The 26,316-nt window shown below is 43.6% G+C and carries 26 protein-coding genes; 4 read left to right on the top strand and 22 right to left on the bottom strand.

Annotation, left to right across the window (positions count from 1 at the left end; all coding sequences use genetic code 11):
* Positions 1–32 precede the first annotated feature (32 nt).
* From MKX34_RS18030 to MKX34_RS18050, 5 genes are all read right to left on the bottom strand, one after another.
* Complete coding sequence (locus MKX34_RS18030) at positions 33–458, bottom strand: FixH family protein (protein WP_076296511.1); 426 nt, start codon at positions 456–458, stop codon at positions 33–35.
* Positions 459–720: 262 nt separating this feature from the next.
* Positions 721–1,506, bottom strand: a complete 786-nt coding sequence (locus MKX34_RS18035; RefSeq protein WP_076296510.1) for an HAD family hydrolase — start codon at positions 1,504–1,506, stop codon at positions 721–723.
* 34 nt (positions 1,507–1,540) lie between these two features.
* Positions 1,541–2,062, bottom strand: a complete 522-nt coding sequence (locus tag MKX34_RS18040) for a hypothetical protein (RefSeq protein WP_036687716.1) — start codon at positions 2,060–2,062, stop codon at positions 1,541–1,543.
* A gap of 49 nt (positions 2,063–2,111) precedes the next feature.
* Positions 2,112–2,321 (bottom strand): DUF896 domain-containing protein, encoded by a 210-nt coding sequence (locus MKX34_RS18045; RefSeq protein WP_036687717.1) that lies wholly within the window; start codon positions 2,319–2,321, stop codon positions 2,112–2,114.
* Positions 2,322–2,430: 109 nt separating this feature from the next.
* Complete coding sequence (locus MKX34_RS18050) at positions 2,431–2,844, bottom strand: LysM peptidoglycan-binding domain-containing protein (protein ID WP_036687719.1); 414 nt, start codon at positions 2,842–2,844, stop codon at positions 2,431–2,433.
* A gap of 251 nt (positions 2,845–3,095) precedes the next feature.
* On the opposite strand from MKX34_RS18050, the gene lexA reads away from it, so the two are divergent.
* The 4 genes from lexA to MKX34_RS18070 all read left to right on the top strand — a co-directional run bounded on the left by lexA (position 3,096) and on the right by MKX34_RS18070 (position 5,569).
* Complete coding sequence (gene lexA, locus MKX34_RS18055; protein WP_036687720.1) at positions 3,096–3,722, top strand: transcriptional repressor LexA; 627 nt, start codon at positions 3,096–3,098, stop codon at positions 3,720–3,722.
* Between the two features lie 177 nt (positions 3,723–3,899).
* Positions 3,900–4,238 (top strand): L,D-transpeptidase, encoded by a 339-nt coding sequence (locus MKX34_RS18060; RefSeq protein ID WP_036687722.1) that lies wholly within the window; start codon positions 3,900–3,902, stop codon positions 4,236–4,238.
* A 152-nt stretch (positions 4,239–4,390) separates the two neighbouring features.
* Positions 4,391–4,771 carry a hypothetical protein gene (locus MKX34_RS18065; RefSeq protein ID WP_038571576.1) on the top strand — a complete coding sequence of 127 codons (381 nt, stop codon included), beginning with the start codon at positions 4,391–4,393 and terminating at the stop codon, positions 4,769–4,771.
* A 219-nt stretch (positions 4,772–4,990) separates the two neighbouring features.
* The gene (locus MKX34_RS18070) at positions 4,991–5,569 is read left to right on the top strand and encodes a hypothetical protein (protein ID WP_076223831.1); all 579 of its coding nucleotides are present in this window, start codon (positions 4,991–4,993) and stop codon (positions 5,567–5,569) included.
* 48 nt (positions 5,570–5,617) lie between these two features.
* Here MKX34_RS18070 and MKX34_RS18075 read toward each other — a convergent pair whose 3' ends face one another.
* The 17 genes from MKX34_RS18075 to mutS form a co-directional block, all read right to left on the bottom strand.
* A complete protein-coding gene (locus tag MKX34_RS18075; protein WP_076296509.1) occupies positions 5,618–6,400 on the bottom strand; it encodes an MBL fold metallo-hydrolase in 783 nt (260 codons plus the stop codon).
* A complete protein-coding gene (locus MKX34_RS18080; RefSeq protein ID WP_076273287.1) occupies positions 6,401–6,892 on the bottom strand; it encodes a cupin domain-containing protein in 492 nt (163 codons plus the stop codon).
* Positions 6,893–6,927: 35 nt separating this feature from the next.
* Complete coding sequence (locus tag MKX34_RS18085) at positions 6,928–7,131, bottom strand: DUF5316 domain-containing protein (RefSeq protein WP_076296508.1); 204 nt, start codon at positions 7,129–7,131, stop codon at positions 6,928–6,930.
* 422 nt (positions 7,132–7,553) lie between these two features.
* A complete protein-coding gene (locus MKX34_RS18090; RefSeq protein WP_052097089.1) occupies positions 7,554–8,243 on the bottom strand; it encodes a hypothetical protein in 690 nt (229 codons plus the stop codon).
* A 910-nt stretch (positions 8,244–9,153) separates the two neighbouring features.
* On the bottom strand, positions 9,154–10,482 hold the full coding sequence (gene glnA, locus MKX34_RS18095; protein ID WP_036687730.1) for a type I glutamate--ammonia ligase: 1,329 nt from the start codon (positions 10,480–10,482) through the stop codon (positions 9,154–9,156).
* 33 nt (positions 10,483–10,515) lie between these two features.
* Positions 10,516–10,926 carry a MerR family transcriptional regulator gene (locus MKX34_RS18100; RefSeq protein ID WP_019910684.1) on the bottom strand — a complete coding sequence of 137 codons (411 nt, stop codon included), beginning with the start codon at positions 10,924–10,926 and terminating at the stop codon, positions 10,516–10,518.
* Positions 10,927–10,988: 62 nt separating this feature from the next.
* Positions 10,989–12,263: a methionine gamma-lyase family protein gene (locus MKX34_RS18105; protein ID WP_076103957.1), complete on the bottom strand. Its 1,275-nt coding sequence runs from the start codon at positions 12,261–12,263 to the stop codon at positions 10,989–10,991.
* Positions 12,264–12,395: 132 nt separating this feature from the next.
* Positions 12,396–13,685, bottom strand: coding sequence for a GTPase HflX (gene hflX, locus MKX34_RS18110; protein WP_036687733.1), 1,290 nt, complete (start codon positions 13,683–13,685; stop codon positions 12,396–12,398).
* 254 nt (positions 13,686–13,939) lie between these two features.
* Complete coding sequence (locus MKX34_RS18115; RefSeq protein WP_036687736.1) at positions 13,940–14,914, bottom strand: AAA family ATPase; 975 nt, start codon at positions 14,912–14,914, stop codon at positions 13,940–13,942.
* A 317-nt stretch (positions 14,915–15,231) separates the two neighbouring features.
* Positions 15,232–15,888, bottom strand: a complete 657-nt coding sequence (locus tag MKX34_RS18120) for a YdcF family protein (RefSeq protein ID WP_036687738.1) — start codon at positions 15,886–15,888, stop codon at positions 15,232–15,234.
* 2 nt (positions 15,889–15,890) lie between these two features.
* Complete coding sequence (locus tag MKX34_RS18125; protein ID WP_036687739.1) at positions 15,891–16,445, bottom strand: DUF402 domain-containing protein; 555 nt, start codon at positions 16,443–16,445, stop codon at positions 15,891–15,893.
* Positions 16,446–16,631: 186 nt separating this feature from the next.
* On the bottom strand, positions 16,632–19,193 hold the full coding sequence (locus tag MKX34_RS18130) for a PBP1A family penicillin-binding protein (RefSeq protein ID WP_036687740.1): 2,562 nt from the start codon (positions 19,191–19,193) through the stop codon (positions 16,632–16,634).
* Between the two features lie 139 nt (positions 19,194–19,332).
* On the bottom strand, positions 19,333–19,572 hold the full coding sequence (gene hfq, locus MKX34_RS18135) for an RNA chaperone Hfq (protein ID WP_036687741.1): 240 nt from the start codon (positions 19,570–19,572) through the stop codon (positions 19,333–19,335).
* A gap of 19 nt (positions 19,573–19,591) precedes the next feature.
* On the bottom strand, positions 19,592–20,572 hold the full coding sequence (gene miaA / locus MKX34_RS18140) for a tRNA (adenosine(37)-N6)-dimethylallyltransferase MiaA (protein WP_063829841.1): 981 nt from the start codon (positions 20,570–20,572) through the stop codon (positions 19,592–19,594).
* On the bottom strand, positions 20,562–21,374 hold the full coding sequence (locus MKX34_RS18145; RefSeq protein WP_305953509.1) for a class I SAM-dependent methyltransferase: 813 nt from the start codon (positions 21,372–21,374) through the stop codon (positions 20,562–20,564). The genes miaA and MKX34_RS18145 overlap by 11 nt, the downstream gene beginning before the upstream one ends.
* 11 nt (positions 21,375–21,385) lie before the next feature.
* Complete coding sequence (gene mutL, locus MKX34_RS18150) at positions 21,386–23,371, bottom strand: DNA mismatch repair endonuclease MutL (RefSeq protein ID WP_076103958.1); 1,986 nt, start codon at positions 23,369–23,371, stop codon at positions 21,386–21,388.
* A gap of 42 nt (positions 23,372–23,413) precedes the next feature.
* Positions 23,414–26,143, bottom strand: coding sequence for a DNA mismatch repair protein MutS (mutS, locus tag MKX34_RS18155; protein WP_036687747.1), 2,730 nt, complete (start codon positions 26,141–26,143; stop codon positions 23,414–23,416).
* Between the last annotated feature and the right edge of the window lie 173 nt (positions 26,144–26,316).

Below are 26,316 nucleotides of genomic sequence, written 5' to 3' on the forward strand. Positions count from 1 at the left end.
TTATTGCTCAGCAACCGTTGTGAACCTTTGAATCATGGTTTCACAGACAGCTCTTTGCTAGGCATAGAGTGCTGTGTCCGGGCTGTCACATGTGAAGTGACATTATATTGTCCTTCCTTTTCAAGGGTCCCTTCTGCTTGATAGACTCCTTTACCTATTAGCTTTCCCTTAAGCTCTATTTTCTGTCCCTCATCATTTTTATTCACAATTTCGAACAGAACCTCTTTTGCATCATCTACTGCCTCGTTATCTTGGGTCACCACAGCTTCAAAGGTTACCTTTTGATTTACAACAACTTCTTCAGGACTCCATTGTAGTTCGACTTTGATAGGTTCCATAGACATGTTCATATTCATGTTATGTATTTCTGAATGCTTGGTTCCATTTGAAGAACATCCACCTAGTACTAGAAGTGTTGCACCTAATAATACAGAGACTAATTTCTTCGATCTCATCATTTGGAGCCCTCCCAATCATTATCGAATAATAAAAATCTACCAATTCATGTTATACATCTCCATCTATTATACACATTATTATTGGTTTTTCAGTATTTTGCATCAATTCCGCATTAGACTTGTGACTTAAATCATTTACTTAAAAATCTAATGAAATCCTTATGTTAGTATGTATGTACTGAAAAGCAGCGAGTTTCTTAGGATCTCAGAAACTCGCTGCTTTTATAAAGTCTTTATGTTGGAGCTAATAGCTCTGTATATCTTACAAGGATTGAACTAGTGGAAGAAGCTCCTCAAGGTGATTGATTTCATGATCCGGATGAATATCAAGACTAGGTGCTCTACCTTTTCTATTAATCCAGACCGTGGTCAACCCTGCTGCCAGCCCCCCACGGATATCCGTTGTAAGCTTATCGCCGACCATAACCGCATGCTCAGGAGTTACATCAAGAAGCTCTAAAGCATGCAGGAAAATTTCCTTATCCGGTTTGCCTTTACCAAAGCTTCCGGAAATCACAATATGATCAAAGAAAGGAATTAACTCTGGCACACCATCTAGTTTTTCTTGTTGCAGTGCTGGACAGCCGTTCGTAAGTAGCAAAAGCTTCACTTGACCCCGTAACTGCTCCAGTACATGCATTGTTTCTTCATAGATGTATGGACGTTTTCTGCGCTCTGCTGCGAATTTAGTTGCCAAGGTCTCAGCTAGTGCTTCGTCTTCCACCCCTAAGGCTGCAAGTCCGCGACGCCAAGACTCTTTACGATAAACCGGTGCAAGCTGCTCCAATTGACGGAATTCTGGCTGTTCACCTGCCGTAAAGTTAGCCCAGAGTGCTTCATATGGATTAATTCCGATCATCTTTGTAAATGGGAACGTCTCATAAGATTCATACAAGCTACTTGCTTCCTTACGAACTGCAACTTCTAGTTCTTGTGGATCAATCGTATCCCCGGCGGCTTCACAAGCAGAACGAAATGCTTCTTCGACGCTCCGATCATCCCACAGCAATGTATCATCAAGGTCAAATAGTACAGCAGAAATTGGCATTACAGGTCTCCCTCTCCCTTTAACTGGTCTAGTTCTATTCGTGAACTACTTCAATGTTGTGAGCTTTAGCAAATGCTTCTAATCGTGTACTCATCGCATTAGTATCATAGCGATTCATAAGTCTTGTGAAAATCCATTTCGTACGTTTCCCTTTGTGCTTAATGACTACAGCTCCACGCGAAAGGGTGATTTTCTCAATATCTGCAGCTGGAAGCCCGCGTTCGCGATTGAATTTAATAGTAGACAGTCTTGCTTTTTCCACCTTCAAGTACGGACGACGGAAGAACAATAGCGCTGCCAGCAAATAGTACAGTACTACTCCCAACCAATTAGCCAGCATGCCATTTCCTTTGGCCTGATCAATAGAACCAACAACCCAAAACATAGTGCCAAGTATCACTAACACTACCGGAAATGCAATGTTGCGACCTTTAAAGACTTCGGCATTCTGGGTAGGAGATTTAGAGGCATAAATCGTATCCTTGCCTTGTTTCTTTCTTTGCTTGTTGATTTGCTGTGTGTTGCGTTGAACCATTCTTTCCCAAGAACGGGCCATGTGCGTTCCCCCTAGTCATCCTGAAATATCTATGAAAAGGAACAGCGAGCTAATGTTTAAGCCCCTTGTTACCTTGTTCATGCTCATCGTTATCTACTACTTCAATAGTATTTAATTGTGCTCGGAAGTTATTGCGGATATTCCCCAGGTAAATTTCACGAAGCTTGGCGCGTTCCGCCACTTCCTCTTGATTAAGGCCTACGCTCTTCTGTTTGCGTGCCAATTCGTTAATTCGCGCGACCAACTCATCAATATTCAATACTTTCCCTCCCCCTATAAATTAATTCTAACTCTGCCATGAGAAAAAGAGCTTGTCAAGGTCTACTCCCTGCAAGCTCTACTGGTCATTCTATTATGTTCTCAGAAAATTAATAAATAGGTAAAGTAAGTATGTCTCCAGCGTTAATTTGACTACTCTTAATCCCACTTGAACGTTTAATTCCTTCTATATAAACAACTGTCTTCATATCAGCCGGTTTATTCTTAAGGGCAATACTCCATAGTGTATCTCCACGTTCAACCACAATCCGCTTCTCTTCCTTCATTATAGTCGTCGATCCTGCAAATACATTTCCCACTACTGTTAGGCCAGAAAATACTAGCACGATAATCAATATTAACTTAATAAAGAAGTCCTGACGGAACAACGAAATCATCCCTCCTAGCAAACGTTCCGTTATCTCTTTCACCTTAGCGGAATTACGGGCAACGTCATTATGTCCTAAAGATTCAACCACTGGGGCCTTATCGTAGATGCTGCGGTATGTACTGTATTTTAGCATAATTATCATCCTCCAAACACTTGTTCTTACTTTCGAATTCATAATAACACGAACATGTGTTTTGTTCAATACTATTTCAGAACAATTGTTCTCTTTTTTTCGAGAGACTCAAGTGGTTCATTTTATTATCATTTGTCTACCATTTTTTAACTCTAGCAGATTAATATTTATAATAGTTAGAACTTATGTTTGTGCGAACGGTAGTTCTATGTTATAATTTTCCCAAACATTACTATATGGGGTTGATTCCAATGTCAAAGATTTCAAGTCGCCAGCTGGCGATCCTGGAATTTATACGAAGCGAAGTCCGCAGCAAGGGTTATCCACCTTCCGTCCGGGAAATTGGAGAAGCTGTTGGCCTTGCTTCCAGCTCCACAGTTCACGGTCATTTGGACCGGCTTGAGAAGAAGGGACTTATTCGTCGAGATCCAACGAAGCCACGTGCAATAGAATTACTAGGCCAAGAGGATTCAGAGAATGTTCACCAATTCGCCCAGACCATCTCACGGATTCCTGTCGTAGGTAAAGTTACCGCCGGGGTACCTATCACTGCTACAGAGAATATCGAGGACTACTTCCCACTTCCTACTCACTATGTAGGTGACAACAAAGTATTTATGCTGTCAGTTATGGGTGATAGTATGGTGGATGCTGGCATTATGAATGGTGATTATGTAATTGTTCGCCAACAACAAACAGCGGACAACGGAGATATCGTTGTAGCCATGACTGAAGAAGATGAAGCAACCGTTAAGACCTTTTACAAGGAACGTGATCATATACGGCTTCAGCCGGAGAATCCAGCTTATGAGCCTCTTCGCCTTAATCGCGTAACTATTCTCGGAAGAGTCATCGGATTGTTTCGAGATATCCACTAAGTATGCACTCCTACCATAAAAGGCTGTTCCGCAAATGCGGAACAGCCTTTTTTCTGTGTATTTTGCTTTCTCAACCACTAACGAACATTTGTTCTCGTTCGCTAAAATGGGCATTTTCTATGAATAACCGTTTAGGCGTTCTGCTCATATCCTAATTAGAAAGGAGTGTTGTGCATAATGCCAAATTACCGAATTATTGTAGATCTGACCCAACGAATGTTATATCTTCTGGACAATGATATTGTGATTAGAGGTTTCCCTGTCGGTATTGGTAAGATGTTAACCCAATCCCCAGTGGGAGAATTCACGATTATTAACAAACAACCCAATCCAGGCGGTCCCTTTGGTGCCTTTTGGATGGGACTGTCTAAACCACACTACGGGATTCATGGAACGAATGATCCTTCCTCCATTGGGAAAGAGGTATCCCACGGCTGTATCCGGATGTACAACGAGGATGTGTTAACACTCGCAGCTATCGTCCCTATAGGAACACGAGTAACGATAAGGAATTGAATTCGCTGAGGACGTCACAGCCCCCAAATCACCATATACAGAATGGGGGTCATTACATAAGTAAGTATTTTTTCATTAGCATACTAGGAGTTTGGTGATTATATGTCGAATATTGTTAACAGGATTGCAAATTGAAAAGGATGTGTTTAGTTTTGAATAACTCAAAAATTAGAACCCTCGTCGATTTTAAAGTCGATGCACTGGGTAAGCTGTCCGGTTTACTTTTAAATGATGAACAAGCTAGTGGAAAAAAAGTGAATTTGCTCACCTCTTTTGGCAGCATTCAGGGAATCGTCTCTCCAGCCGTCTCCAACAAAGAGGATGTATTTGATTTAAAATCTTTGATGGATGATGTAATAGTAGACGAATACATATCTTATTTGGGAGCAGAACACCCTGATAAAAATTTCAGCTATAACTTTGTTGTCCTCAATGACGTTACTGTAAGACCTTATGCTAGTTATGGGACTCCGATCGAATACAAACAGCTGATTGTTTATACCGATCATATCACTGCCTTCAATTTTCTATAGGTTACATACTTACCTTAAAAAGCACCCTTGCAGCAACCCCCAATTTTGCGCCATTTGCAGAATCGGCAGGTTTCTCCGGGTGCTTTTTTTGGGCTAATTCCGAAGCCGATCCTATAATTCCACGAATTTCCCTTTTAAAAGATACTAGTGGGGATCATTCAGGCATATCTTTCAATAAGCAACAATTTGAGTCTAATGAGATAACTGGGAGGTGATTATATGCTGATTATCTTAGTGTACTTATTTGCTATTTTAGGAGTTGTTTTAATTCTAAGTGCCGCCATTATAAAATTGAAAACGCTATCCACTTCATCTGATATTTCTATGCTAGTTAATGCGGCTGCATCCTTTAACATCATTTTCACCAAAACATTCATTCCCCCCAATCAATCTCACTTGATCGCACTTAACGAACCTAATAAAAAATTAGCAATAGGCACCAGAAATCCGAAGAACAACAAAAAAGCAGTAGCAAAGCTATACTCTTTCGATAATGTAATGGGATCCGAGATTGTGGTTAACGCACTTACCCTTTCAAAAGTCTCCAAAAGACAACAAAACAGCAAAACAACTGCAACTAGTGCAGATATTAACGTCCTTAAGGAACCTGATGAAGAAGCTAATGTGATAGAAGAACTCACGCTTAAAATATATATGAACAGCAAAGAAACGCCTGTGTATTGTATTTCCTTCTTGCCGGGTTTATTGCCTATTCGACAATCCGACAACCAGTACAAGGAAGCTTACTCCCAAGTACAACAATTGCATGCACTCTTCAGGTCAATCGTATCTGAATAATTAAGTTGTTATCGCCATACCTCTCATTTGTTTTCGACATTGAAAGAACTAAAATTGCACACTGAACCCATCAAACTGGTGAATACCCGTACCATGTGCCACTACCTTTTGCTCACGCAACTCACGAACTGCCTTTTTGACCCCTTGCAAAATAGATGGATCTAAACCCAGCGTATTATGAGAGCCGTATACTTGGGTAACCCCTGGAATTTCTGTAATCTTCTCTAAGGATGCCACTAAATCAGCCGGACTAGTCGAAGGGTAAAAAGCATAGATTGGCGTAACGTCATACAATAAATCACCTGTAAACAGATATCCGTTGGCATGATCAAATAGGCTGATATGACCTGGCGAATGACCTGGTGTGTGGTAAATTTCTATTTCGCGCCCACCTATGTCGAGCACATCCCCCTCTTGTAAAAGAGCCGTTGGTTTCCCTTGAAAAGGTATGTAGGTGTTAGGATCAAAGGTTTCAGGAACAGGAAGGGTGATGTCTCGACTCATATCCTTTCGAATCTGGGCAAGGGACAAGCCTTTTATTCCGTTAATTAGCCAATCCTCATCCTCTTTATGAACATAGATTGTCTCGAATTGTCCGTGACTGCCAATATGATCTGCATGCACATGTGTAGTTATGACAGCGATAGGTAAATCCGTTAACTGATCCGTTATTCTTTTTATATTATCAATACCTAATCCCGTATCAATTAACGCGGCTTGTTTTTGCCCCAAGAGTAAAAAAGAATGCACCTTTTCCCAATGTCCATATTCACTGATTGCATAGGTGGTCGGATCAATTTCCGTTACTGTAAACCAACGATCTTTAATCAATTACGCTCCCCCATTCCATTTTTCCCTTACATGCTCTTCACCCTTATAATAATCCGCCTGTTCATCCGCTTGATAGATTTCTTGATAAGGCAAAATGTTGATTTTGCCTGAGTCTGGATATTCGCAAACATCTATTCCCTGATTCGTTCGGAGATCCAGATACCTGCATGGTGCATCCGTATGATTATAAAGCTGGTGCGCCCCTTCCGGTCCCATTTCAAAAAATATTACATCCCCTTCCGTAACCTCCGTAAAACCCTCGGGTGTTCTTAACATCGCTTTTCCCGCTAAAATCACAAATATCTCTTCAGCATTTCTATGAAAATGATAAGGAAAAGAATATTTATCAGAATCTAAAGATCTGATATCAAAAACTAAATGCTTGGAGCCCACCATTTCAGCTAATCTTTCACTCGTATGCCAAGCAAACTCTGGGATCGGGGACTGTTTTTGAGTAAATGAGACCGTATTTTCATTAAAAATCTTCACCATCTGCAACATTCCTCCTCCTTAAATTTTGCGTTCAATTAAAACAAATAAAGAATCCCAGCTATAGCTAATGAAATAAGACCACCTAAAGCAGACCCATTCGCTACTTTGTTTTTAGCTTTACGGTCTCGCTTGGATTCCGAATAAAAGTTACCTCTTTGTTGTGTACCTGTCGTGAAGGCTCCAACACATATACCTGAAATTATAAAAAATCCCAAGCCTATGTAAATAAAAATTTGCATGAACTTACTCCTTCGCAGGTAAGAATTAGTTATCTATATATAAGATATTTTAACATTAAATTCCTCTGCTACGCGCCATGACTTTCGGACCCAGATGACGCTATTTGCTTATTTTCAGCCTTTGGAGCATGGTTTCGGACTCCAGTGACGTTATTCCTAAGAATGAGGCTCATATTGAGTGTTTTTAATGCCAATAGCGACTATGGGGTCCTTTAGTATCCAAAATGTGGGATAAAGCTTCATATAAGGTCTGCTGGGTCCTATAGCGGGCTCATACGCGAAATTTGCAACCTCAGCAAATGGAAATTGGCGTTCAAATGAAGTAAGGTACCAAAAAGAAGAAGTGTGCCAACAACCATTTTTTGATTATGGTTATGGCACACTTCTTCTACTCCATACAACCCCTTCGGTTCTGTTTACACTTAATTCCTTTCAAGTTCAAGTGTTGCCAGTGAAACCATCACCCAAGGTGCAAAGTTATTCGACGAATCACCCTTAGGATTGTGTATCCGAAAAAGAAAAGCTTCCCCCGCCTGATTTTTCCAGACCATATAATCTTCTATCCCCTTATCACTGGTAGCCTGCAGATATAATTCTGCAAAACCTAGAGGATGTTCAATTAGTTCCCCGCTATGGTCGTTTGCTTTACCAATTGCAGAAAGCTCGGTTTGTCCCTGTTGCTTCAAAGCTGTGAGATCGTAACCGGCAGGCAAGTGTTCAATTTCGGCATAATAGGTTGGATCCTCAGTTAATGATAAACGACCAGACTGTGAGTCTAGTGTGAAACCCTGAAAAACATACAGGGAATATCCATCACCTTGCCCAAGTGTACCTTCTTGCCCTGAGACCCCTCCCTCCTGTTCACCAAATGCTTTGGTCTTTGGTCGATCGGATGCTAGAGGATCAGTGGCCTCCGGACTGGCGGACTCCTGCGCCTCCATAGAAGGAGTAGCAGAAGGTTCGGGAGTGGTTGTAGCTTCGACAACTGGCGTAGGCGCTGCACTTGACGCTGTAGGCTCTGCCTCGTTTGTTGTTTTATTGTTACTACATGCACCGAGAATTGAGGCAGACAGAAGAATACTAGTAGCTGTAGTTAATAATATTTTTTTCATTACGCACCTCCTTATTATTATAATAGTTATTACCCACATGACTAACGTGTCCTCTTATTCTTCAAATCTTTTCTTCATTTTTATTGCTACGGATTGAAAAATTTCATTCAATCGACTCACTCTTATTGACAGCTATGGAGTTGTGCTCGAAATTCAAATTGTTCCCGGACGATTCGGGCACCTACTATCTTAATTAATGCCACCAGATTCCATAAAGTGACCCATGAGATCTTAGTTCTTCTCGGTTTCATAAGGTTAATTGGACTGAGCAAGAGCAAGGTTGACGATAAATCAATTAAAGTGAAAAAAATTTACAATCACTTTTACTTTAACACTTTTAGAATATACAAAAATAATAAAATAGCGACTCACAGCCAACCGCGGGGTGGTTCTGTAAATCGCCATCCTTAATGATCTGTAACTCAGATTTGTGTCAACACTCTTTGATAAATCCTTTAAAAGTCAAAGCAATGCGAGAATATAAGCAATGTCTGTCATGACTATGTACACTCGTCTGAAGAGTTATTTTTTTGATTTATAACTTCTTACTAATAAACTTATACCTTTAAAAATCAAAACCACTAATATCCCGAAAATTATCAAAGTTAATATTAAGTTTGACCAAACTATATCCAAATTCACTCCTCCGTCTCTGCATTTAATTCTTCTATATCAAATCATATCCCATTATTTATGATAAATGAACAGCTTCTTACACGTTAAAATTGTTAGTCAACAATATGCCAATTTTGATATTCACCTGTAAAACATCCTCGAATAACCTTAACCTCAGCTATTTGTGGGCATTTCGCGGGCATTTTTCGTAGACATATCATTGATGGTTACAAAACCACTATTTTGCCCAAACAAAAAAACCCTCAACGCCAAAGGCGTCAAGGGTTTAAAGGTTCTAGTACAAAGTCATGTATTGGTTTCTTTCCCACTCGTGAACCTGAGTACGATAGATATCCCATTCGATTTCTTTCAGCTCGTAGAAGTGAGCCAGCGCATGTTCGCCGAGAGCTTCGGTAATTACATGGCTGCGGATCATTTCGCTTAGCGCTTCTTTCAAATCGGATGGCAAGCTCGGGATGCCTTCTTCAATACGCTCTTCCTCAGACATCACATAGATGTTACGGTCAATTGGGGCTGGAAGATCAAGCTTACGCTTAATTCCGTCTAGCCCTGCTTTCAACATAACAGCAAGTGCGAGGTATGGGTTAGCTGCCGGGTCCGGATTACGAACTTCAACACGTGTGCTAAGCCCTCTCGAAGCCGGGATACGAATCATCGGGCTACGGTTACTTGCAGACCAAGCTACGTAACAAGGTGCTTCATAACCAGGAACAAGGCGTTTGTAAGAGTTCACTGTTGGGTTAGTAATCGCTGCAAAAGCACGAGCGTGCTTCAAAATACCAGCCATATAGTAACGTGCAGTTTTGCTCAGACCTAGCTTGTCACTTTCATCGTAGAACATGTTTTCTTTGCCATTAAACAAGGATTGGTGAGCGTGCATACCCGATCCGTTAATACCAAACAAAGGTTTAGGCATAAAAGTTGCATGCAAGCCGTGTTGACGGGCAACCGTCTTCACAACGAGCTTAAAGGTTTGAATTTGGTCAGCAGAAGTGATCGCGTCAGCATATTTGAAATCAATTTCATGCTGGCCGGAAGCCACTTCATGGTGGGATGCTTCGATTTCAAAGCCCATTTCTTCAAGGGTCAATACGATTTCACGACGGCAGTTTTCTCCTAAGTCCGTAGGAGCTAAGTCGAAATAACCACCTTGGTCGTTCAATTCTGTAGTTGGGTTACCTCTTTCGTCTGTTTTGAACAAGAAGAATTCAGGTTCAGGTCCAACATTCATCGCTGTAAAGCCCATTTCTTCGGCTTCCTTCAGACAACGCTTCAGGATACCACGTGGGTCTCCAGCAAATGGAGTACCATCAGGCATATACACGTCACAAATCAGACGTGCAACACGGCTATCAGTCACCCAAGGGAAGATTACCCAAGTATCAAGATCTGGGAAGAGATACATATCGGATTCTTCAATCCGTACATAACCCTCAATGGAGGAACCATCAAACATCATTTTGTTGTCGAGTGCTTTTTCCAATTGGCTAACCGGAATCTCTACATTCTTGATAGTACCTAACAGATCTGTAAATTGCAGACGAATGAAACGAACATTCTCTTCCTTGGCAATGCGTAAAATATCCTCTTTAGAAAAGCTCACGTGATCCTCTCCCTTTCAAAACTCTGTATATTATTATTTATTAAAAAACCGGGATAACTCACCTTGAATAAGCGATACCTGTCCCGGTCTTTTACCGGAAACTAGTTCTTGCTTCAGCAAACGGTGAAGCTGCGAATCTGATAGCTCTCTACGTCTAACCTCTGTGTCAGGGGTAATCACAGTAGCTTCTTCGGATTCCTTAGAGACTGGGTTCATTACTTGCTTGATGCCAGCAATGTTAACACCCTTTTCAATCAAGGCCTTAATTTCTAATAGGCGCTCAACATCATTAAAAGAGAACAAACGTTGATTCCCAGATGTACGTGCAGGTACGATTAGACTGTGCTGTTCATAATAACGAATTTGTCTTGCAGATAAATCAGTTAACTTCATTACAATTCCAATAGGAAATAATGCCATATTTCTGCGGATTTCATCACCCATGACTCATCCAACCTTCCAATGATCTTTTTCTGATCTCATTGTACATTTCCTAATACAGCGTGTCAATGGTGTGTAAGATTTTCTGACAGTAATTTTCGATCACGCATACTTTGGAGTGCCATCAAAACGCCATATTTGACATGGGAGTAGGTTAATCCCCCTTGCATATAGCCGATATAAGGCGCACGGATAGGCGCATCTGCCGATAACTCTAAGCTACCACCTTGTATAAACGTACCTGCCGCCATGATGACAGGATGTTCATATCCCGGCATATCCCATGGTTCTGGAACTACATGGCTGTCTACCGCCGCAGCACGTTGAATTCCCTGCACGAAGGCAATTAAGTGATCCGGTCCATCAAAGGAAACCGCCTGAATCAAATCTGTACGAGGTTCATTCCACGCTGGTTTCGTCTCAAACCCGCAGCGCTGAAATACAGCTGCCGCAAAAATACTGCCTTTAAGGGCTTGTCCAACTGTATGCGGAGCCATGAACAGTCCTTGGTATAACCCGCGGGTAGTTCCTAACATTGCACCTACTTCGCCGCCGATACCAGGAGCTGTAAGACGGTACGCTGTAAGCTCTACTAGATCTCTGCGCCCACAGATGTATCCACCCGTCTCAGCAATTCCACCACCAGGATTTTTAATTAATGAACCCGCTACTAGATCCACTCCAACCTGTGGAGGCTCAAGCTCTTCAGTAAACTCACCATAGCAATTATCAACGAACACAATAACATCCGGTTTCAATGACTTCACTCTCGCTGTCATGTCACCTATTTCGGCTACTGTGAAGGAAGCACGCCAATCATAACCACGCGATCTTTGAATTCCAATTACTTTAGTCTTCTCATTGATAGAGAGAGCTACCTCTTCCCAATCAATCTTACCCTCTGCGGTAAGGGCAACCTCCCGATATGTAATTCCGAAGTCTGCGAGTGAGCCTGTCCCATCTCCTGCTTGGCCAATCACCTTGTGTAAGGTATCGTACGGACGACCTGTGATGTATAAAAGCTCGTCTCCTGGTCGCAGCACACCAAAGAGGGCTGTTGAAATGGTATGTGTTCCTGAAGCAAAATGCGGGCGCACCAAAGCTGATTCCGCACCAAAAACATCAGCATAGACAAGATCCAGCACTTCGCGTCCACGGTCGTTGTAAGCATACCCCGTTGAACCCGCAAAATGATAATCACTGACCTGATGACGTTGAAACGCTTCAATAACCTTCCATTGATTCTTATCGACAATTCGATCGAGGGCTTTGACTGCACCTTCGATTTCAACTTCTGCGGACTCTGCCGCTCCTAAAATATCTTCTGCAAAAACTGCCATTAGTTCTTATTCGCTCCTTACATTTACTTGCCATCATAATGACAGAAAGCGACAGTTGCCTGACGCTTTTTGTCATTAGCTATTATTTTATACCTATACAACAAGCATTTCCACTTTAGGGAACAGAGAAGATTACGGCTGGTCCACAAAATCAGCAAGCATGTAACCCCATTTATCATAATCCTCTTTATTAAGACGGACGTTATAGATAACATCGTTCTCGTCATAGGTGGTTTCCAGAACCTCACCTACTCTGTAAAGCAGGGAAGAAATATCGCCACGGTCTCCAGGAATTCGAAAATTCAGCGTATCTCCGGCCAATTCATCAGAGATAATTTCGATAATCCGGGTTAAATCCTCAGGGTTAAACGCACTGATCTTCAAAAACCCTGTGCCGGTTGGCAGCATTTCCAGTTGCTCAGGCTCACATAGATCGATTTTATTAAAAAGCACTATTTGCGGTTTGCTGGCTGCCCCTAAGTCCTGCAAAATAGTTTGCACAATCTCCATCTGCTCCTCACGCATTGGAGATGAGGCATCCACTACATGCAACACCAGATTGGCCTCATTGACTTCCTCCAGCGTTGCGCGGAAAGATGCCACAAGATCATGCGGAAGATTCTGAATGAAGCCTACAGTATCCGTAAGCACTACCTCTTTGCCACCCGTTAGCTGAAGCACACGTGAAGTAGGGTCAAGCGTAGCAAACAATTGATTTTCAATATAAACATCCGCATCCGTAAGCTGCTTAAGCAGCGTCGATTTACCAGCATTTGTGTAGCCGACTAGAGCAACCTGCACTGCCCCTGCCTTACGACGGCGTTCACGGTGCAGCTCACGGGTCTTAACTACCTCATCCAACTGGCGTTTCAACTCCGTAATCCGATTGCGAATATGCCGGCGATCGGTCTCAAGCTTACTTTCACCTGGCCCTCTGGTTCCTATACCCCCGCCTAATCTGGATAAGTTTTTGCCTTGACCGGATAACCGCGGCAAAAGATAGGACAGCTGTGCCAGCTCTACTTGAATAATACCCTCTCTCGTTTTGGCCCGCCCAGCAAAAATATCCAAAATGAGCTGCGTCCGATCAATAATCTTCAGATCCAAAGACTCTTCAAGGTTCCGTACCTGCGCTCCAGATAATTCCTGATCAAAAATAGCCGTATTAGCTCCAAGACCATCAGCGGCCATGCGGAGCTCTTCTACCTTACCTTTCCCGATAAACCATTTTGAATCCGGTGTTTCCTTATTCTGACGCAACACATCCAGGACTTCAACACCTGCTGTTTCTGCTAACTGTACTAATTCCTGCAGAGAAAGCTCTGGGTCAATACCGGTACGTTTAATTTTATCTGTGACGAGAGTGACCAATATCGCCCGATCTTGAATATCCGTTTCTGTATCATGCGTAGTTATTGCCATTTATTCATGCTCCTTATGACGGTAATAGAATCTTTGTGTACCATTTAATCAGTTTTTCACTTCTTGCTGATGTTATACAGATGAAACTGTTCATTCACAGCACTTCAAAACATTTTATCATAAGTTTCATTGGTAATATAGGCTGATAATGGAACGGCTCCCCATGCTGTCAGCATTTTCATTATGATAATCTTCAATCTTTTATAAAAGATAAACCGACTAAGCACGTATAAACTTAGCCGGTGTCAATTTATTTAAGAGATTATACTCTCCCCTTTTGGATAATCATCGACCGGAAGAACAAGGTCTCTCGGTAAGATCTCCATCAAAGATTGCTTGGATATTTTGACATGTCTGCTTATTAATCTAACCGCTTGATGGCGAATTGCCTGCTCGAGGATATTGCGTACATACCGCGCATTACTAAAATTTTCTTCAATAATTTTCTCATTAAGGATTAACTCTTTTAGTTTCCCGTTTGTTTCCGGAGTAATTATATAGTCTCTTTCAGCTGCCATTTTATGTGCAATCAATATCAGTTCATCTGTTGTATAGTCCTGAAAATCAAGTTGAATTGGAAAACGTGAGGGAAGCCCGGTATTAGCCTCCATGAACATCTCCATTTCATTTGGATAACCCGCTAAGATAATGATGAGATCATCATTCCTGTCCTCCATAACCTTTACAAGACAGTCGATTGCCTCTTTCCCAAAATCCTTATCTCCGCCTCTAGCCAAGCTATAAGCCTCGTCAATGAATAATACGCCACCCATAGCTTTCTTAACAAGGTCTCTGGTCTTTTGAGCTGTATGCCCTATGTATTCCCCCACTAAATCCGCTCTCTCTACTTCGATTAATTGACCTTTACTTAATATGCCCATATTCTTTAACAGCTTGGCAACGATTCTTGCTACAGTTGTTTTTCCAGTCCCGGGGTTGCCTTTAAACAACATATGATAAACCTGATTAACTACATTTAACCCCAGTTCTTGTCTCATTTTTTCCACTTGGATAAGCGCATGAATTTCATATATAAGATCCTTCACCTTTTCAAGACCGATAAGCTCATGAAGCTCTTGCAGGATTTCTTTTGTAGATTCTAAATGATTATTTTGAGCCAGCGCGCTCTCCAATGTTTCATTCGTAATATTTGTTGGGTCTTGATTTTTGAAAGTTATATTCATTCTGGAATCATTAATGGTTATCTTTCTTAAATTTTCTTCACCCATTGTAATCACCTCGTTAGAGCATTATATGCAATAACTGAATGACATCATGCACTTGTTTTAAAGAATGGGGTTTCGACATTGGATTCCCTGCTATCTCTCGCATCTTCTACGATGGTACACGAGGATAGAATGACCGAAATACATAAAAGCCATAAGCAAACGCTTATTTTTTTATCATTTTACACTCCCATTATTTTTGATATACAAATAACAAATAGCCCCCAGTTAGAGTTTAATCCATTTGGGGGCTGGCTTTTCTAATCAAGTCTCTTCCGGAATAGGAGGCGTTATTAGAAGATTCTGATATTCGGGAACAATTACAGGAACAACTGCTGGATTTTCCATTTCGTATAGGCTAGAATTTCACGCGACTTATGCCTTGTCATCGACAGAACAGTGGATTCTGTAAGTCCCAGTTCAGGATTCACATAACCGAGCTCGTCCGCGATTTCGTGTGAACGCCATCCATGATATGTATGCGTAATAATAATTGCTGAAGACAATCCCTCACTTGTCATAATGGCTTTGCTATACAGAAGATTCTCGTAAGTGCTGGTAGCTTTATTTTCAACAGAAATGGCGCTATCCGGAACTCCATGAGCTACTAAATAATTGCGCATGCCTTGACCTTCGGTATATTTAAGATCAGGTTTATCCAAACCTCCAGAAACTATGAAATGCGAGAACATCCCCTCTTGATAAAGCTTAAGCCCGTAATCCAATCGTTCCTTCAATCCCGGGCTAGGTTCATCTCCCCACATCGACATGCCAAGAATGATCCCTGTATCGGCTTTGAGCATAGGATCTGTCGTTGCGGCTTTATTGATATTCCTCAATGCGTACGCACACCACAACAATCCAACTACAACAATAAGCATTAAAGCAATAAGCAACGTTCGTTTAGACCAAATCCGGCGTTTTTTGGGAACAATCCGAATCGGGGAAGAGTCTCTTCCATAAACGTACCATTCCATCTTTATTTCCTCCTGAATTCTCCATGATGAAATAATTCGGCACGATGTTTCAAAGAGAGAGAGAAATAAGGGAAAGCATGAGCATCGATGCCACGTAAAATAGTATGGGCAGTCTCCCAGGCTAGCTTATAATCGCTTTCTGAGATATCTTGCCTCTCCAGTGCTTCCTCCAGTTCATCCTCATCGAGCAAAAACACCTCGCCGTTCCAAAGTACTACCACGTCCAGATACAAATCGTCAAACCAAGGCACACCTTGGTCAGTGACGCCTTGCACCTTACAGGTGTCTATGTACCATTGAACAATATTTTGTTTTTCGTCGAACATAGCCGTCACAATATAGTGACTGTCTTTCGGAAAATATTGCAGCCAGGAATAACCTTTATCTGCAATACGATATGTATGTCGTCCATAGCTCTTCCACAGTGGTTCTTTCAGCCCGTAGATGGTATAAAGCGTAATATATCCGCTGAATTCCCGGCTCTCCACATAGCGGCAGGCAAAATGGCGACGCGTAATCCGGCGCCAGTTGGCCCGGTCTCCGAATTTACGTTTCATAGAAATTACCCTCTCCAGTATGGTCTATTCAGCTTAACACATTTAGAGGATACACTCAAAACATCCCGCAAAATACAAGAAATTTTTCTTCTAAACCTAACAAAAACGGCAGCCTAGCTTCGCTTTTTAAATAAAGCGAAGCTGGGCTGCCATGGATAAAGCTTATTATTTGAAATTCAAACTCGTTTATTGAGCGGAAGAATCTCCGTTCACAAACCCCGCCTCTGGATCAGGGTTTGTGGACACATTCCCGCTCTCATCGCCGGAACCTTCTCCACCGATAGTGGGTTCTGGAGTTGGAGTCGGCACTGGTGTTGGCGGTGGCGGGGTGATTTCAGGGATCGTCCCTGTACCTCCGTCATTTCCGCCACCCTCGTTGCCGCCTCCGTTATTGCCACCATTTCCATTCTCTCCGTTGTTGCCACCTTCCTCTGGGGTCGGGGTCGGAAGATTAGGATCTATGGTTGGTTCAGGGGTTGGCATTTCATCCTGCACGGATACACTAACCACATTGGATGGTTCGCTCTCCACTTTCAGCGCAGGGTCATAAGAAGTTACATAATACTCGTAAACCAAACCAGGCAGTGCACTAAAATCCCCTGCGCTGGTAGTCACTGTATTTAACAGTGAGCCAAACTCAGCTTCCGATGTCTCTCTACGATAAATACGATACTCAACTCCGGAAATAGGAACTGCCTCCCAATTGAGATTTACAGTCATCGTAGAAGGATCATATGCTGCTGATAGTCCAGTAACGGTCTGAGCTGTTTCTGGTGTTTCTGTAGGCTCAGGGGCAATCTCGTTATCGATCTGCGGGAAGGATTTCTTAGGAACATCCTTCAGCGCTTCCTCCATGACCTTACCCCAGAAAGCAGCGGCAAGCGGACTGCTGTTCTTAAGCAGATGCTTTTTACTTGGCTTGTCATAACCCATCCAGACTGCTGCTGTCCATTCCGGCGTGTAGCCTACAAACCACACATCACGGTTCGAGCTGATTCCAGAATATCCACTTTGCGTCGTACCGGTCTTACCGGCCACAGGACGGTCAATCCTAGCTTTTCTACCCGTACCGCTCTCCACGACCTTCTGCATCATCTCAGTCATTTGATAAGCCGTTTCCTTACTCATCACACGCTCAGGCGTTGTATTCGCTTTGTAGACCGTCTCACCACTGCTGTCAGAGATGGATTTAATGGAATAAGCCTCTCTTAGTTCGCCGCCATTTGCAAAAGCGCTGTAGGCTTGCGCCATTTCCAGCGTATTGGTTCCTTTGCTCATGCCTCCAAGAGCCAGCGAGAGGTTCTTATCCTCGTCTTCCAATCCAATGCCTAGTTTCTTGGCAAATTTAAATCCTGTATTCACACCAATTTCATTGAGCAGCCAAACAGCAGGAATATTCTCTGATTTCTGAATGGCATCACTCATGTTGATGCTCTTAGAATATCCATGCAGGTTGGTTGGACAATAGTTCGCGAAACATTGCTTCTCATTGCTTAGCGTTGAATTCATGGTGAATTTCCCAGATTCCAGCGCTGGAGCATAAGAGACAATTGGTTTGAAAGCAGAACCTGGAGAACGACGGCTGCCAGTTACACGACTGTAGCCTTTTTTCTCATAATTCCGTCCGCCAAGGAGTGCGACAATGCTGCCATTCTCCTGATTCACAATCGTCATTGAGCCTTGTACCAGCTCTTCATCTACACTCTTTTCAAAATTATCACTATCTGCAAAAGCATCTTCAACCGTTTCTTGAGCATGCTTATCCATGGTAGTGTAAATTTTGTATCCGCCGATATTCAGATCATCTTCTGACAATCCAAATTTTTCTTCCGCCTCATCTACTGCAAAATCAATAAATGCTTGATAACGCTGTTTCTTTTCTGGCGGCTTATAGTTATAATCTACGGCTTTTGCTTCGTCTCTTTCCTGCTCCGTTATGTACCCTTGCTCATACATAAGCTGAAGCACTACTGCGCGCCGTTCCTTCGAAAGATCTGGGTTACGCAGCGGGTTGTAACGAGACGGGCCTTTTGGCATCGCCGCCAATGTCGCGATTTCCCAGACCTTAAGCTGACTCAAATCACTTTTACCAAAATATCTTACTGATGCTGCTTTAATTCCGTAAATTGTACCCCCGAAGTTAATCCGGTTCAGATACATCGTAATGATCTCTTCTTTAGATTTCTGATTCTCAAGGGCTACGGCAATAGACACTTCAGTTGCTTTACGGAAAAACGTCTTGTCCCGTGTCAGGAAGATGTTTTTGGCGAGCTGTTGAGTAATGGTACTACCGCCCTCTACCATACTTCGTGCGGCGATATCCTTTACTGCTGCCCGGCCAATCGACCATAAATCCACACCAGAATGTTCGAAGAAACGTTTATCCTCTGTGGCTACAAAAGCATTAACCAATAACGGTGGAATTTCTTCATACTCTACTGGATCACTTTTCTCCAGTGATAATTCGCCGATTAAATTAGCATTGCGGTCATATACCTTAGTAGTTTCATTCACTGTTAGCTTATCTTGGTTCTCAAGCAGAAGCTTTTGACCATTTAGCATAATGAACAGATATCCACCTAATGCACAAAAAATGGCTAATGCCGTAGCGAAGAACAAGCTCCACAGCACACGCTTCTTCGTCAAAAATTTCTTTTTCTTTTTTGGTTTTGATTTTGGTTTTGATTTGGAACTGGACGATCCTCTATCTCTATTGTGATTCGTCCTGGATGTATCGTCTCTAGACATAATGCCTCCTGACTCCCTTTCGGAAATAAACATAAATGGTCTGCCATGAATGAAAAGAACAACCTTCACAGGTTGCTCTCTCACACTCTATTCAAACGATTTATAAACAAGAAAGGTTTCAATTCATTTTTGATAAATATTATTCTTCACTACTGCTGTCTTGCATCAGTGATACACTACGCTGTGGTGTGAACGTGGAAATTGCGTGTTTATACACCATTTGCTGGCGTCCATCACTGTCAATGACGATTGTAAAATTGTCGAATGCTTTAATTATTCCCCGGATTTGAAAACCGTTGGTCAGATATACCGTAGCAGGGATATTTTCTTTGCGTAGTTGGTTCAAGAATGTATCTTGGATGTTAATGGACTTGTTCATATGACGTACCCCCAATGGTTCAATTAGATTGTTCAGAAGTATATTCAAGACCTGAGAGAAACTTTCCTGCTATTATACCACGTATTTTTGAGAAATTCTCAGAAAAGTTTTGTTCACCTTCGACATCGATCCACTCGATTTCCTTCATGTGGCGAAACCATGACAACTGTCTTTTGGCGAATCGGCGAGTATCGCGTTTAAGCAGTATCACAGCTTCTTCCAGCGTCAGTTCTCCCGCCAGGTAAGCGGCAATTTCCTTGTAACCCAATCCCTGCATGGACACAAGGCTTCTGCTGTAACCGTTATCCAGCAGTCCCTTCACCTCAGCAACGAGACCATCCGCCAGCATGCTATCAATTCGGTCCTCAATACGTTTATATAGTATTTTCCGGTCCATTGTCAAACCTATGAGACATAAGTCATAGGGTGATTCCTTCTTTTGAGCAGCATGAGAAGCGGAAAGTGTAGTGTTTGTCTGGTGTTGAATTTCCAGTGCACGGATAATTCTGCGACGGTCGTTAGGATGAAGTTTGGCTGCGCTGACTGGATCAACCGCCTCGAGTCTGGCATGCAGTGCAAGCGCTCCATATTCTTCCGCAAATTGATCCTGCTCTTTACGGAAAGCTTCATCAGCCACTGCTTCCGAGAACTGAAAGCCGTAACATAAAGACTCAATATACAGTCCAGTCCCCCCTACGATAAAGGGAAGCTTCCCTCTAGCGCTTATCTCCTCGATAAGTCTAGTGCCCTGCTCTTGAAATTCAGCGGCAGAATACGCATCCTGCGGATCATGAATATCGATCAGGTGATGGGGAATTCCCTTCATTTCAGCGGGTGTAATCTTAGCTGTACCAATATCCATACCACAATAAACCTGCATCGAATCGCCGGAAATAATCTCAGCGTTATAAGCTGCTGCCAGCTCCAGACTTAACCGGGTTTTGCCTACGGCAGTTGGTCCTAACAGCACTAGAACCTTATGCCTTTCTTTAGTTGTCAATGTGTATCACCCCGTACGATGTTTTGGAGTTGCTTCGGAGCAGCTCAGTAAACCCTAGGCGTTCAAATTCGCCACTCAAAGCCTTTTCTTTTAAAAGAACAGTCTTACGGGCGACCCTAACCGCCTCTGCTACACTCTCTGTCGATAAGGCTGCACGGTTAGCGAATTGCCGCAGCGGGGAAATCGAGGCAGAACCCGTCAGAGGCACGCGAAACATAGGATCGAAGTAGACAATATCCACACTTCGATCTGGTTGAGACCGTAAATAATCCAAATGTTCACTATGCACGACATTAACTCTGCGTAAAGCCTCATTGACCTTTACTTGCCCAGAGGTGTAATGAGACATCCCTTCACTGAGCAGTGCGTACAGCGGTAATGAGCTCTCCAAAGCGGTAACCTCCGAGGACTCACCACCATGCACAGCAAACAGTAAGGAGTCGGCTCCTAATCCGGCTGTACAATCCAATACGCTATCTCCGGGAAGCATTCGAGCAGCAACAAGCATCGGCTCGATCTCACCCTTTAGGATTCGTTTAGCGCGAACGAAGCCCATGCTTGGATGAAACTCCATAGGCTCCATTCCTAAGCGGTGTAGTCGAACAGCGTCCTGAGATAGAATCAGAATATCCTCATCTCCGTAATGTTCAACCATCCTTGTAATTGAGAGTTTCTCACGTGAAGCATAACTACAACCCGTTCTCTCCGCAAGGCTTTGCGCGCGTTCTACTATTTCCATTATCGGGCTATACCCCGTAGTTATAATCATGGTGCCTCCAGTCTTGCTCTCAACAAATTTCAAAAAATGTATAATTACATAACCCGCTTGAACAATTTCTCTAAATCATAGGATGAAAAAGAGATCACAATCGGCCGTCCATGTGGGCAAGTATACGGTTGCTTGCACTCTGCAAGTCGGGATAACAGAGCTTCCACTTCCTGTTCTGTTAGTTTATGGTTGGCCTTAATCGAGGCTTTACATGAACACAGAATCGATGACTTTTCTCGTAGCTTCGCAAGATCAATCATACGCTCACTTAAGACCCACTCCGCCATTTCTTCAACGACAGCCTTCTCATCCCCTTCAGGAAACCAATAGGGCAAGGAACGAACGAGAAAGGTTTGTCCGCCAAAGTGCTCAAGGTATACCCCGGCCTGCTGAAACCAATGTAGACGTTCACTAAGCTGGCGACTTTCAGAAGGCGTGAACTCCAGCGTAATCGGCAGTAGCAGCTCCTGTGAGGCATCCTCCGGCCGACCAAATTTCTCATAGAAGTATTCGTAATTAATTCGTTCATGTGCCGCATGCTGATCGATTAAATAAAGCCCTCCATCATTCTGAGCAATAATATACGTCCCATGATGCTGACCTATATAATTAAGCTCAGGAAAGGCCGGAAGTCCAGGCTCTTCTTGTTGTGGTGGAGCCCATAGCTTCTCAACCGAAGGGAGCTGCTTCTGCGACATTGAGGTTTCTTGCGGGCGATAGCTATTGGAATAACTAGTATTCGCACTAGTTTGGCGCCCCTGCGAAGATGAAGACGGATAGCCTGACCCGTAAGCTGGAGCCACCTCGCGAGCCACCTGATGATCCGCCTGACCTTCCTTGCTAAAATCACGGGAATTACGGTCAAGGCTCGATGACTGTAGTCCACTTAAGAAGTTGGCAGATCCCGTGGGAGCTGTATCCTTCACATCGCCAGTCGAAGATGACAGTGGAACGGCCCCTTTGGAAAAAGCAAATTGCTCCTGGATAAAGGAGCTGCTGCCCTTGGGTCCGATTGTTTCCTTGCTTGGACGTGGAATCAGACTTTGCCCCAGCAGTATTTTGCGGATCTCCTGCTCAACAAAGGTGTAAAGCTCATTCTCTTTACTAAATCGAACCTCCAGTTTTGCTGGATGTACATTGACATCTACCAAAGAGGGGTGCATATCCAGTTCAAGAACTAATAGCGGATAACGGTTAATCGGAAGCAAGGTATGATAAGCGCGCATGATTGCTGCGTTCAGACCATTACTGCGAATATAACGGCCACCGACAATAGTAGTGATTGCATTTCGATTGGAACGAGTCCATTCTGGACGACTTATATATCCGGAAATCCGGTAATCCAAGTCTTCTGCCGTAATCGGCAGCATTGCTTTGGCGGCATTGGTTCCGTAAACAGCTGCGATGACCTGCAGCAGATCACCATTTCCGAGCGTATGCAGCAGCTGATTGCCATTATGATGCAAGGTAAAAGAGATCCCCGGATGAGCGAGCGCCATGCGGTACATGGCATCTGAAATATGGCCCAGCTCCGTCTGAATACTCTTCATATATTTCAGCCTTGCCGGCGTATTAAAAAATAATTCACGAACGGCAAGATCACTTCCCCGGCCGGAAGGAGCGTCCTCATTTCGTATGAGATTGCCACCCTCAATGTCTACTAGGCGCCCTTTGCCGTCATCGGCAGTTGCAGTTAGAAGCGATACCTTGGATACCGCGGCAATACTGGGAAGTGCCTCTCCGCGGAAGCCTAAGCTTGTGATTTGAAATAGATCACGGCCATTCAGAATTTTACTTGTAGCATGCCGGTAAAAGGCGGTCTCACAATCTTCAGGATCAATCCCAGAGCCATTATCTTTAACGCGGATGCTCTGCAAGCCCCCCTCTTCTACCGATACCTCAATTCTTGTACTGCCAGCGTCAATCGCATTCTCGACAAGCTCCTTTACAACAGAAGCTGGCCGCTCTACTACTTCACCCGCAGCAATCTGGTTGGCAATATGCTCGTCCAATATATGAATTTTGGCCATTTCATTCACCTCTTATTTAGGCAATCAATTATTATAAAATCTTTATTGCAGATCCTTAACCTTCATCTTCAGCTCGTTCAACAGACTCATCGCCTGCAGCGGCGTCATATTCATAAGATCAGCGTCACGCACAGAAGAAATGAACTCTTTTAGCGCGGGATTCTCATGGATTTCAGTTACCGCTACTTGATGTGCACTACCTTTGCGGTTCTTGCGTGGTTCTTCCTCACCAAAGATAGACAACTGAACAACCTCATTTTCTACAGGTGCCTCAGTGATGACACTTACGGCTTGCGCCACGGAAGATGTGCTAGCAACTTCTCTTACAGCCGCCTGTCTTTCGAGGCTTCCCCCGTAATGAAGTTCAGTACCACCAGGATGGGCTGCCTGCTCAATGCTCTGTAAGAGACCATAAGCTCGGTCAATAATCCCTTCAGGAAGACCCGCAAGACGTGCACAATAGATCCCATAGCTGCTGTCAGCCGCTCCAGGAACTAGCTTGCGCAGGAAGTTTACTTTATCGCCGCTCTCTTGAACAGCCATAGAGTAATTCCGCAGTCCTTTAAGACTCCCTTCCAAATGAGCCAATTCATGAAAATGCGTCGAAACTAGAGCTTTGCAAGAAATAACATCATGTACATATTCAATAACCGCCTGAGCGATGGCCATACCTTCACTGGTCGAGGTACCTCTTCCCAGCTCATCAATAATAATCAAGCTGCGAGCTGTTGCTTTCTCTGTCATAACCTGGATGTCAGCCATTTCCACCATAAATGTACTTTGACCACCGATCAAATCATCAGCTGCTCCAATACGAGTAAAGATCCGGTCTATAAGCGGAACTTCAGCACTGTTTGCTGGAACAAAACATCCAATCTGAGCCATGATGCAGATCAGCGCCACCTGACGCATGTAGGTGCTTTTGCCCGCCATATTAGGACCTGTAATTAGAAGAATGTTACCTTCTTCCTTACTCAGCGTGCTTCCATTTGCAATAAACGCGGAATCTTTAAGCACCGCCTCCACAACAGGATGACGGCCCCCTTCAAGCCGAAGATCATAACCATCCGAAAGGACTGGCTTCACAAAACGATGTTCGGCACTAACTGCCGCCAAGCATTGATACACATCAATCTCGGCAACCTTTTCTGCAAGATTTTGCAGGCGGGGGATTTGCCCGCTGATGCGATCACGCAGCTCGGTAAAGAGGCTGTATTCCAAATCCGTCATTTTATCCTGAGCTTCAAGAATAAGTGCTTCCTTCTCTTTAAGCTCAGGTGTGACAAAACGCTCTGCGTTAGCAAGCGTCTGTTTGCGTTCATAACGTCCTTCCGGCAATGCAGCCAGATTGGATTTGGTGATCTCTATGAAATAACCGAAGATTTTGTTATAGCCGATCTTCAGTGACTTAATGCCAGTGGCCTGTCTTTCCTTAGCCTCCAGTTCAGCGATCCAACGTTTACCGTTACTGCTAGCTTCCCTAAGCTCGTCCAAACGTTCATGATAACCGGAACGGATAATTCCACCGTCGCGCACAGACACCGGGGCATCCTCGACGATTGCACGGTCAATGTCCTCTCGCAGCTCGGCGCATTCATCCATGCTTGCACCGATCTCTCGTAAAGTAGCTGAACCGGAGGTCATACATAATTCCTTCAATGCAGGAATTTGCGCCAGCGATAATTTCAGGGCATTCATATCACGGCCATTGGCGCTGCCAAAAGCAATACGACCCACCAACCGCTCCAAATCATAAATTTCTTTAAGCGCTAAACGCAGGTCCTCGCGAACGATAAACTGATTGTACAAATAATCGACAGCCTCTAGGCGCCGTTCGATCGGAGCTCGCTGCAATAGCGGCTTATCAATTCTACGGCGCAACAGACGGGCGCCCATCGACGTTTCCGTTCGATCCAGCAGCCAGAGCAAGGATCCTTTTTTGGAGCGTTCGCGAACCGTCTCGGTTAGTTCAAGGTTCCGGCGTGTAAATGGATCTAGAATCATATAATTGCCTGGTTCATAAGGAGAAATCTGACTAAGCTGCCCTAACGAACGCCGCTGGGTCTCATTCAGATAAGAGATCAGAAGCGCCAGACATTGTCCACGTTCCTTCTCTAGACGTACCCATGCCGCTTCACCGAACTGACGACGTGCCAGCTCCTCCTCGCGTTTCTCCCAAGGGGTGTAAACTACAGGTTTGGCTAACAGCGGCGTTTCGCTTCGCAGGATCTCCAACAGTGCAGCGTCTCCGATGATCTCAGCCGGTTCATAGATGCCAATCTCATCACGCAGCCATTCGGCTCCAGATAATACCGAAGTAACATATAGCTCACCAGTTGTTAAATCGCAGGCAGCTAATGCCATCATTCCGTCACTTTCGGTAACGCAAACGAGGTAGTTGTTGCTCTTGTCAGCAATGATTTTTCCATCCATCACGGTTCCTGGTGTCACGACGCGTACAATATCCCGCTTCACCATGCCTTTCGTGACTGAAGCATCCTCTAACTGCTCACAAATGGCGACTTTATATCCTTTTTCTATCAGGCGTTGAATATATCCCTCGGCGGCGTGGTAAGGCACTCCACACATAGGGATTTTCTCCTCGCCCCCGCCTTCGCGGCCTGTCAACGTAATCTCAAGCTCCTTGGAAGCCAAAATGGCATCTTCAAAGAACATTTCATAGAAATCGCCCAGTCTAAAAAATAGGAAGGCATCCTTAGCCCCTTCCTTTACCTTTAAATATTGCTCTATCATCGGCGTATATTGTGCCATGGTCAACCTCCATGCCTATTTAATGCTGTCCCCCATTATAACAGAAAATTGGTGGACAAAGTTACCCTGAAACCTCACATTAGTACAACGAAAGACTAGAATACTTATCAGACAAACACTTACAGGAGGTATATTCTTCTGCTTTTAAATATTGTAAAATATTAGCACAGAGC

The organism is Paenibacillus sp. FSL R5-0636 (genome assembly GCF_037974255.1).
GTDB classification, from domain to species: domain Bacteria; phylum Bacillota; class Bacilli; order Paenibacillales; family Paenibacillaceae; genus Paenibacillus_AQ; species Paenibacillus_AQ odorifer.

Coding starts and splice junctions, on each gene's coding strand:
- MKX34_RS18030 (WP_076296511.1), bottom strand. CDS start 458: ATGATGAGATCGAAGAAATTAGTCTCTGTATTATTAGGTGCAACACTT.
- MKX34_RS18035 (WP_076296510.1), bottom strand. CDS start 1,506: ATGCCAATTTCTGCTGTACTATTTGACCTTGATGATACATTGCTGTGG.
- MKX34_RS18040 (WP_036687716.1), bottom strand. CDS start 2,062: ATGGCCCGTTCTTGGGAAAGAATGGTTCAACGCAACACACAGCAAATC.
- MKX34_RS18050 (WP_036687719.1), bottom strand. CDS start 2,844: ATGCTAAAATACAGTACATACCGCAGCATCTACGATAAGGCCCCAGTG.
- lexA (WP_036687720.1), top strand. CDS start 3,096: ATGTCAAAGATTTCAAGTCGCCAGCTGGCGATCCTGGAATTTATACGA.
- MKX34_RS18060 (WP_036687722.1), top strand. CDS start 3,900: ATGCCAAATTACCGAATTATTGTAGATCTGACCCAACGAATGTTATAT.
- MKX34_RS18070 (WP_076223831.1), top strand. CDS start 4,991: ATGCTGATTATCTTAGTGTACTTATTTGCTATTTTAGGAGTTGTTTTA.
- MKX34_RS18080 (WP_076273287.1), bottom strand. CDS start 6,892: ATGGTGAAGATTTTTAATGAAAATACGGTCTCATTTACTCAAAAACAG.
- MKX34_RS18085 (WP_076296508.1), bottom strand. CDS start 7,131: ATGCAAATTTTTATTTACATAGGCTTGGGATTTTTTATAATTTCAGGT.
- MKX34_RS18090 (WP_052097089.1), bottom strand. CDS start 8,243: ATGAAAAAAATATTATTAACTACAGCTACTAGTATTCTTCTGTCTGCC.
- MKX34_RS18100 (WP_019910684.1), bottom strand. CDS start 10,926: ATGGGTGATGAAATCCGCAGAAATATGGCATTATTTCCTATTGGAATT.
- MKX34_RS18105 (WP_076103957.1), bottom strand. CDS start 12,263: ATGGCAGTTTTTGCAGAAGATATTTTAGGAGCGGCAGAGTCCGCAGAA.
- hflX (WP_036687733.1), bottom strand. CDS start 13,685: ATGGCAATAACTACGCATGATACAGAAACGGATATTCAAGATCGGGCG.
- MKX34_RS18115 (WP_036687736.1), bottom strand. CDS start 14,914: ATGGGTGAAGAAAATTTAAGAAAGATAACCATTAATGATTCCAGAATG.
- MKX34_RS18120 (WP_036687738.1), bottom strand. CDS start 15,888: ATGGAATGGTACGTTTATGGAAGAGACTCTTCCCCGATTCGGATTGTT.
- MKX34_RS18125 (WP_036687739.1), bottom strand. CDS start 16,445: ATGAAACGTAAATTCGGAGACCGGGCCAACTGGCGCCGGATTACGCGT.
- MKX34_RS18130 (WP_036687740.1), bottom strand. CDS start 19,193: ATGTCTAGAGACGATACATCCAGGACGAATCACAATAGAGATAGAGGA.
- hfq (WP_036687741.1), bottom strand. CDS start 19,572: ATGAACAAGTCCATTAACATCCAAGATACATTCTTGAACCAACTACGC.
- mutL (WP_076103958.1), bottom strand. CDS start 23,371: ATGGCCAAAATTCATATATTGGACGAGCATATTGCCAACCAGATTGCT.
- mutS (WP_036687747.1), bottom strand. CDS start 26,143: ATGGCACAATATACGCCGATGATAGAGCAATATTTAAAGGTAAAGGAA.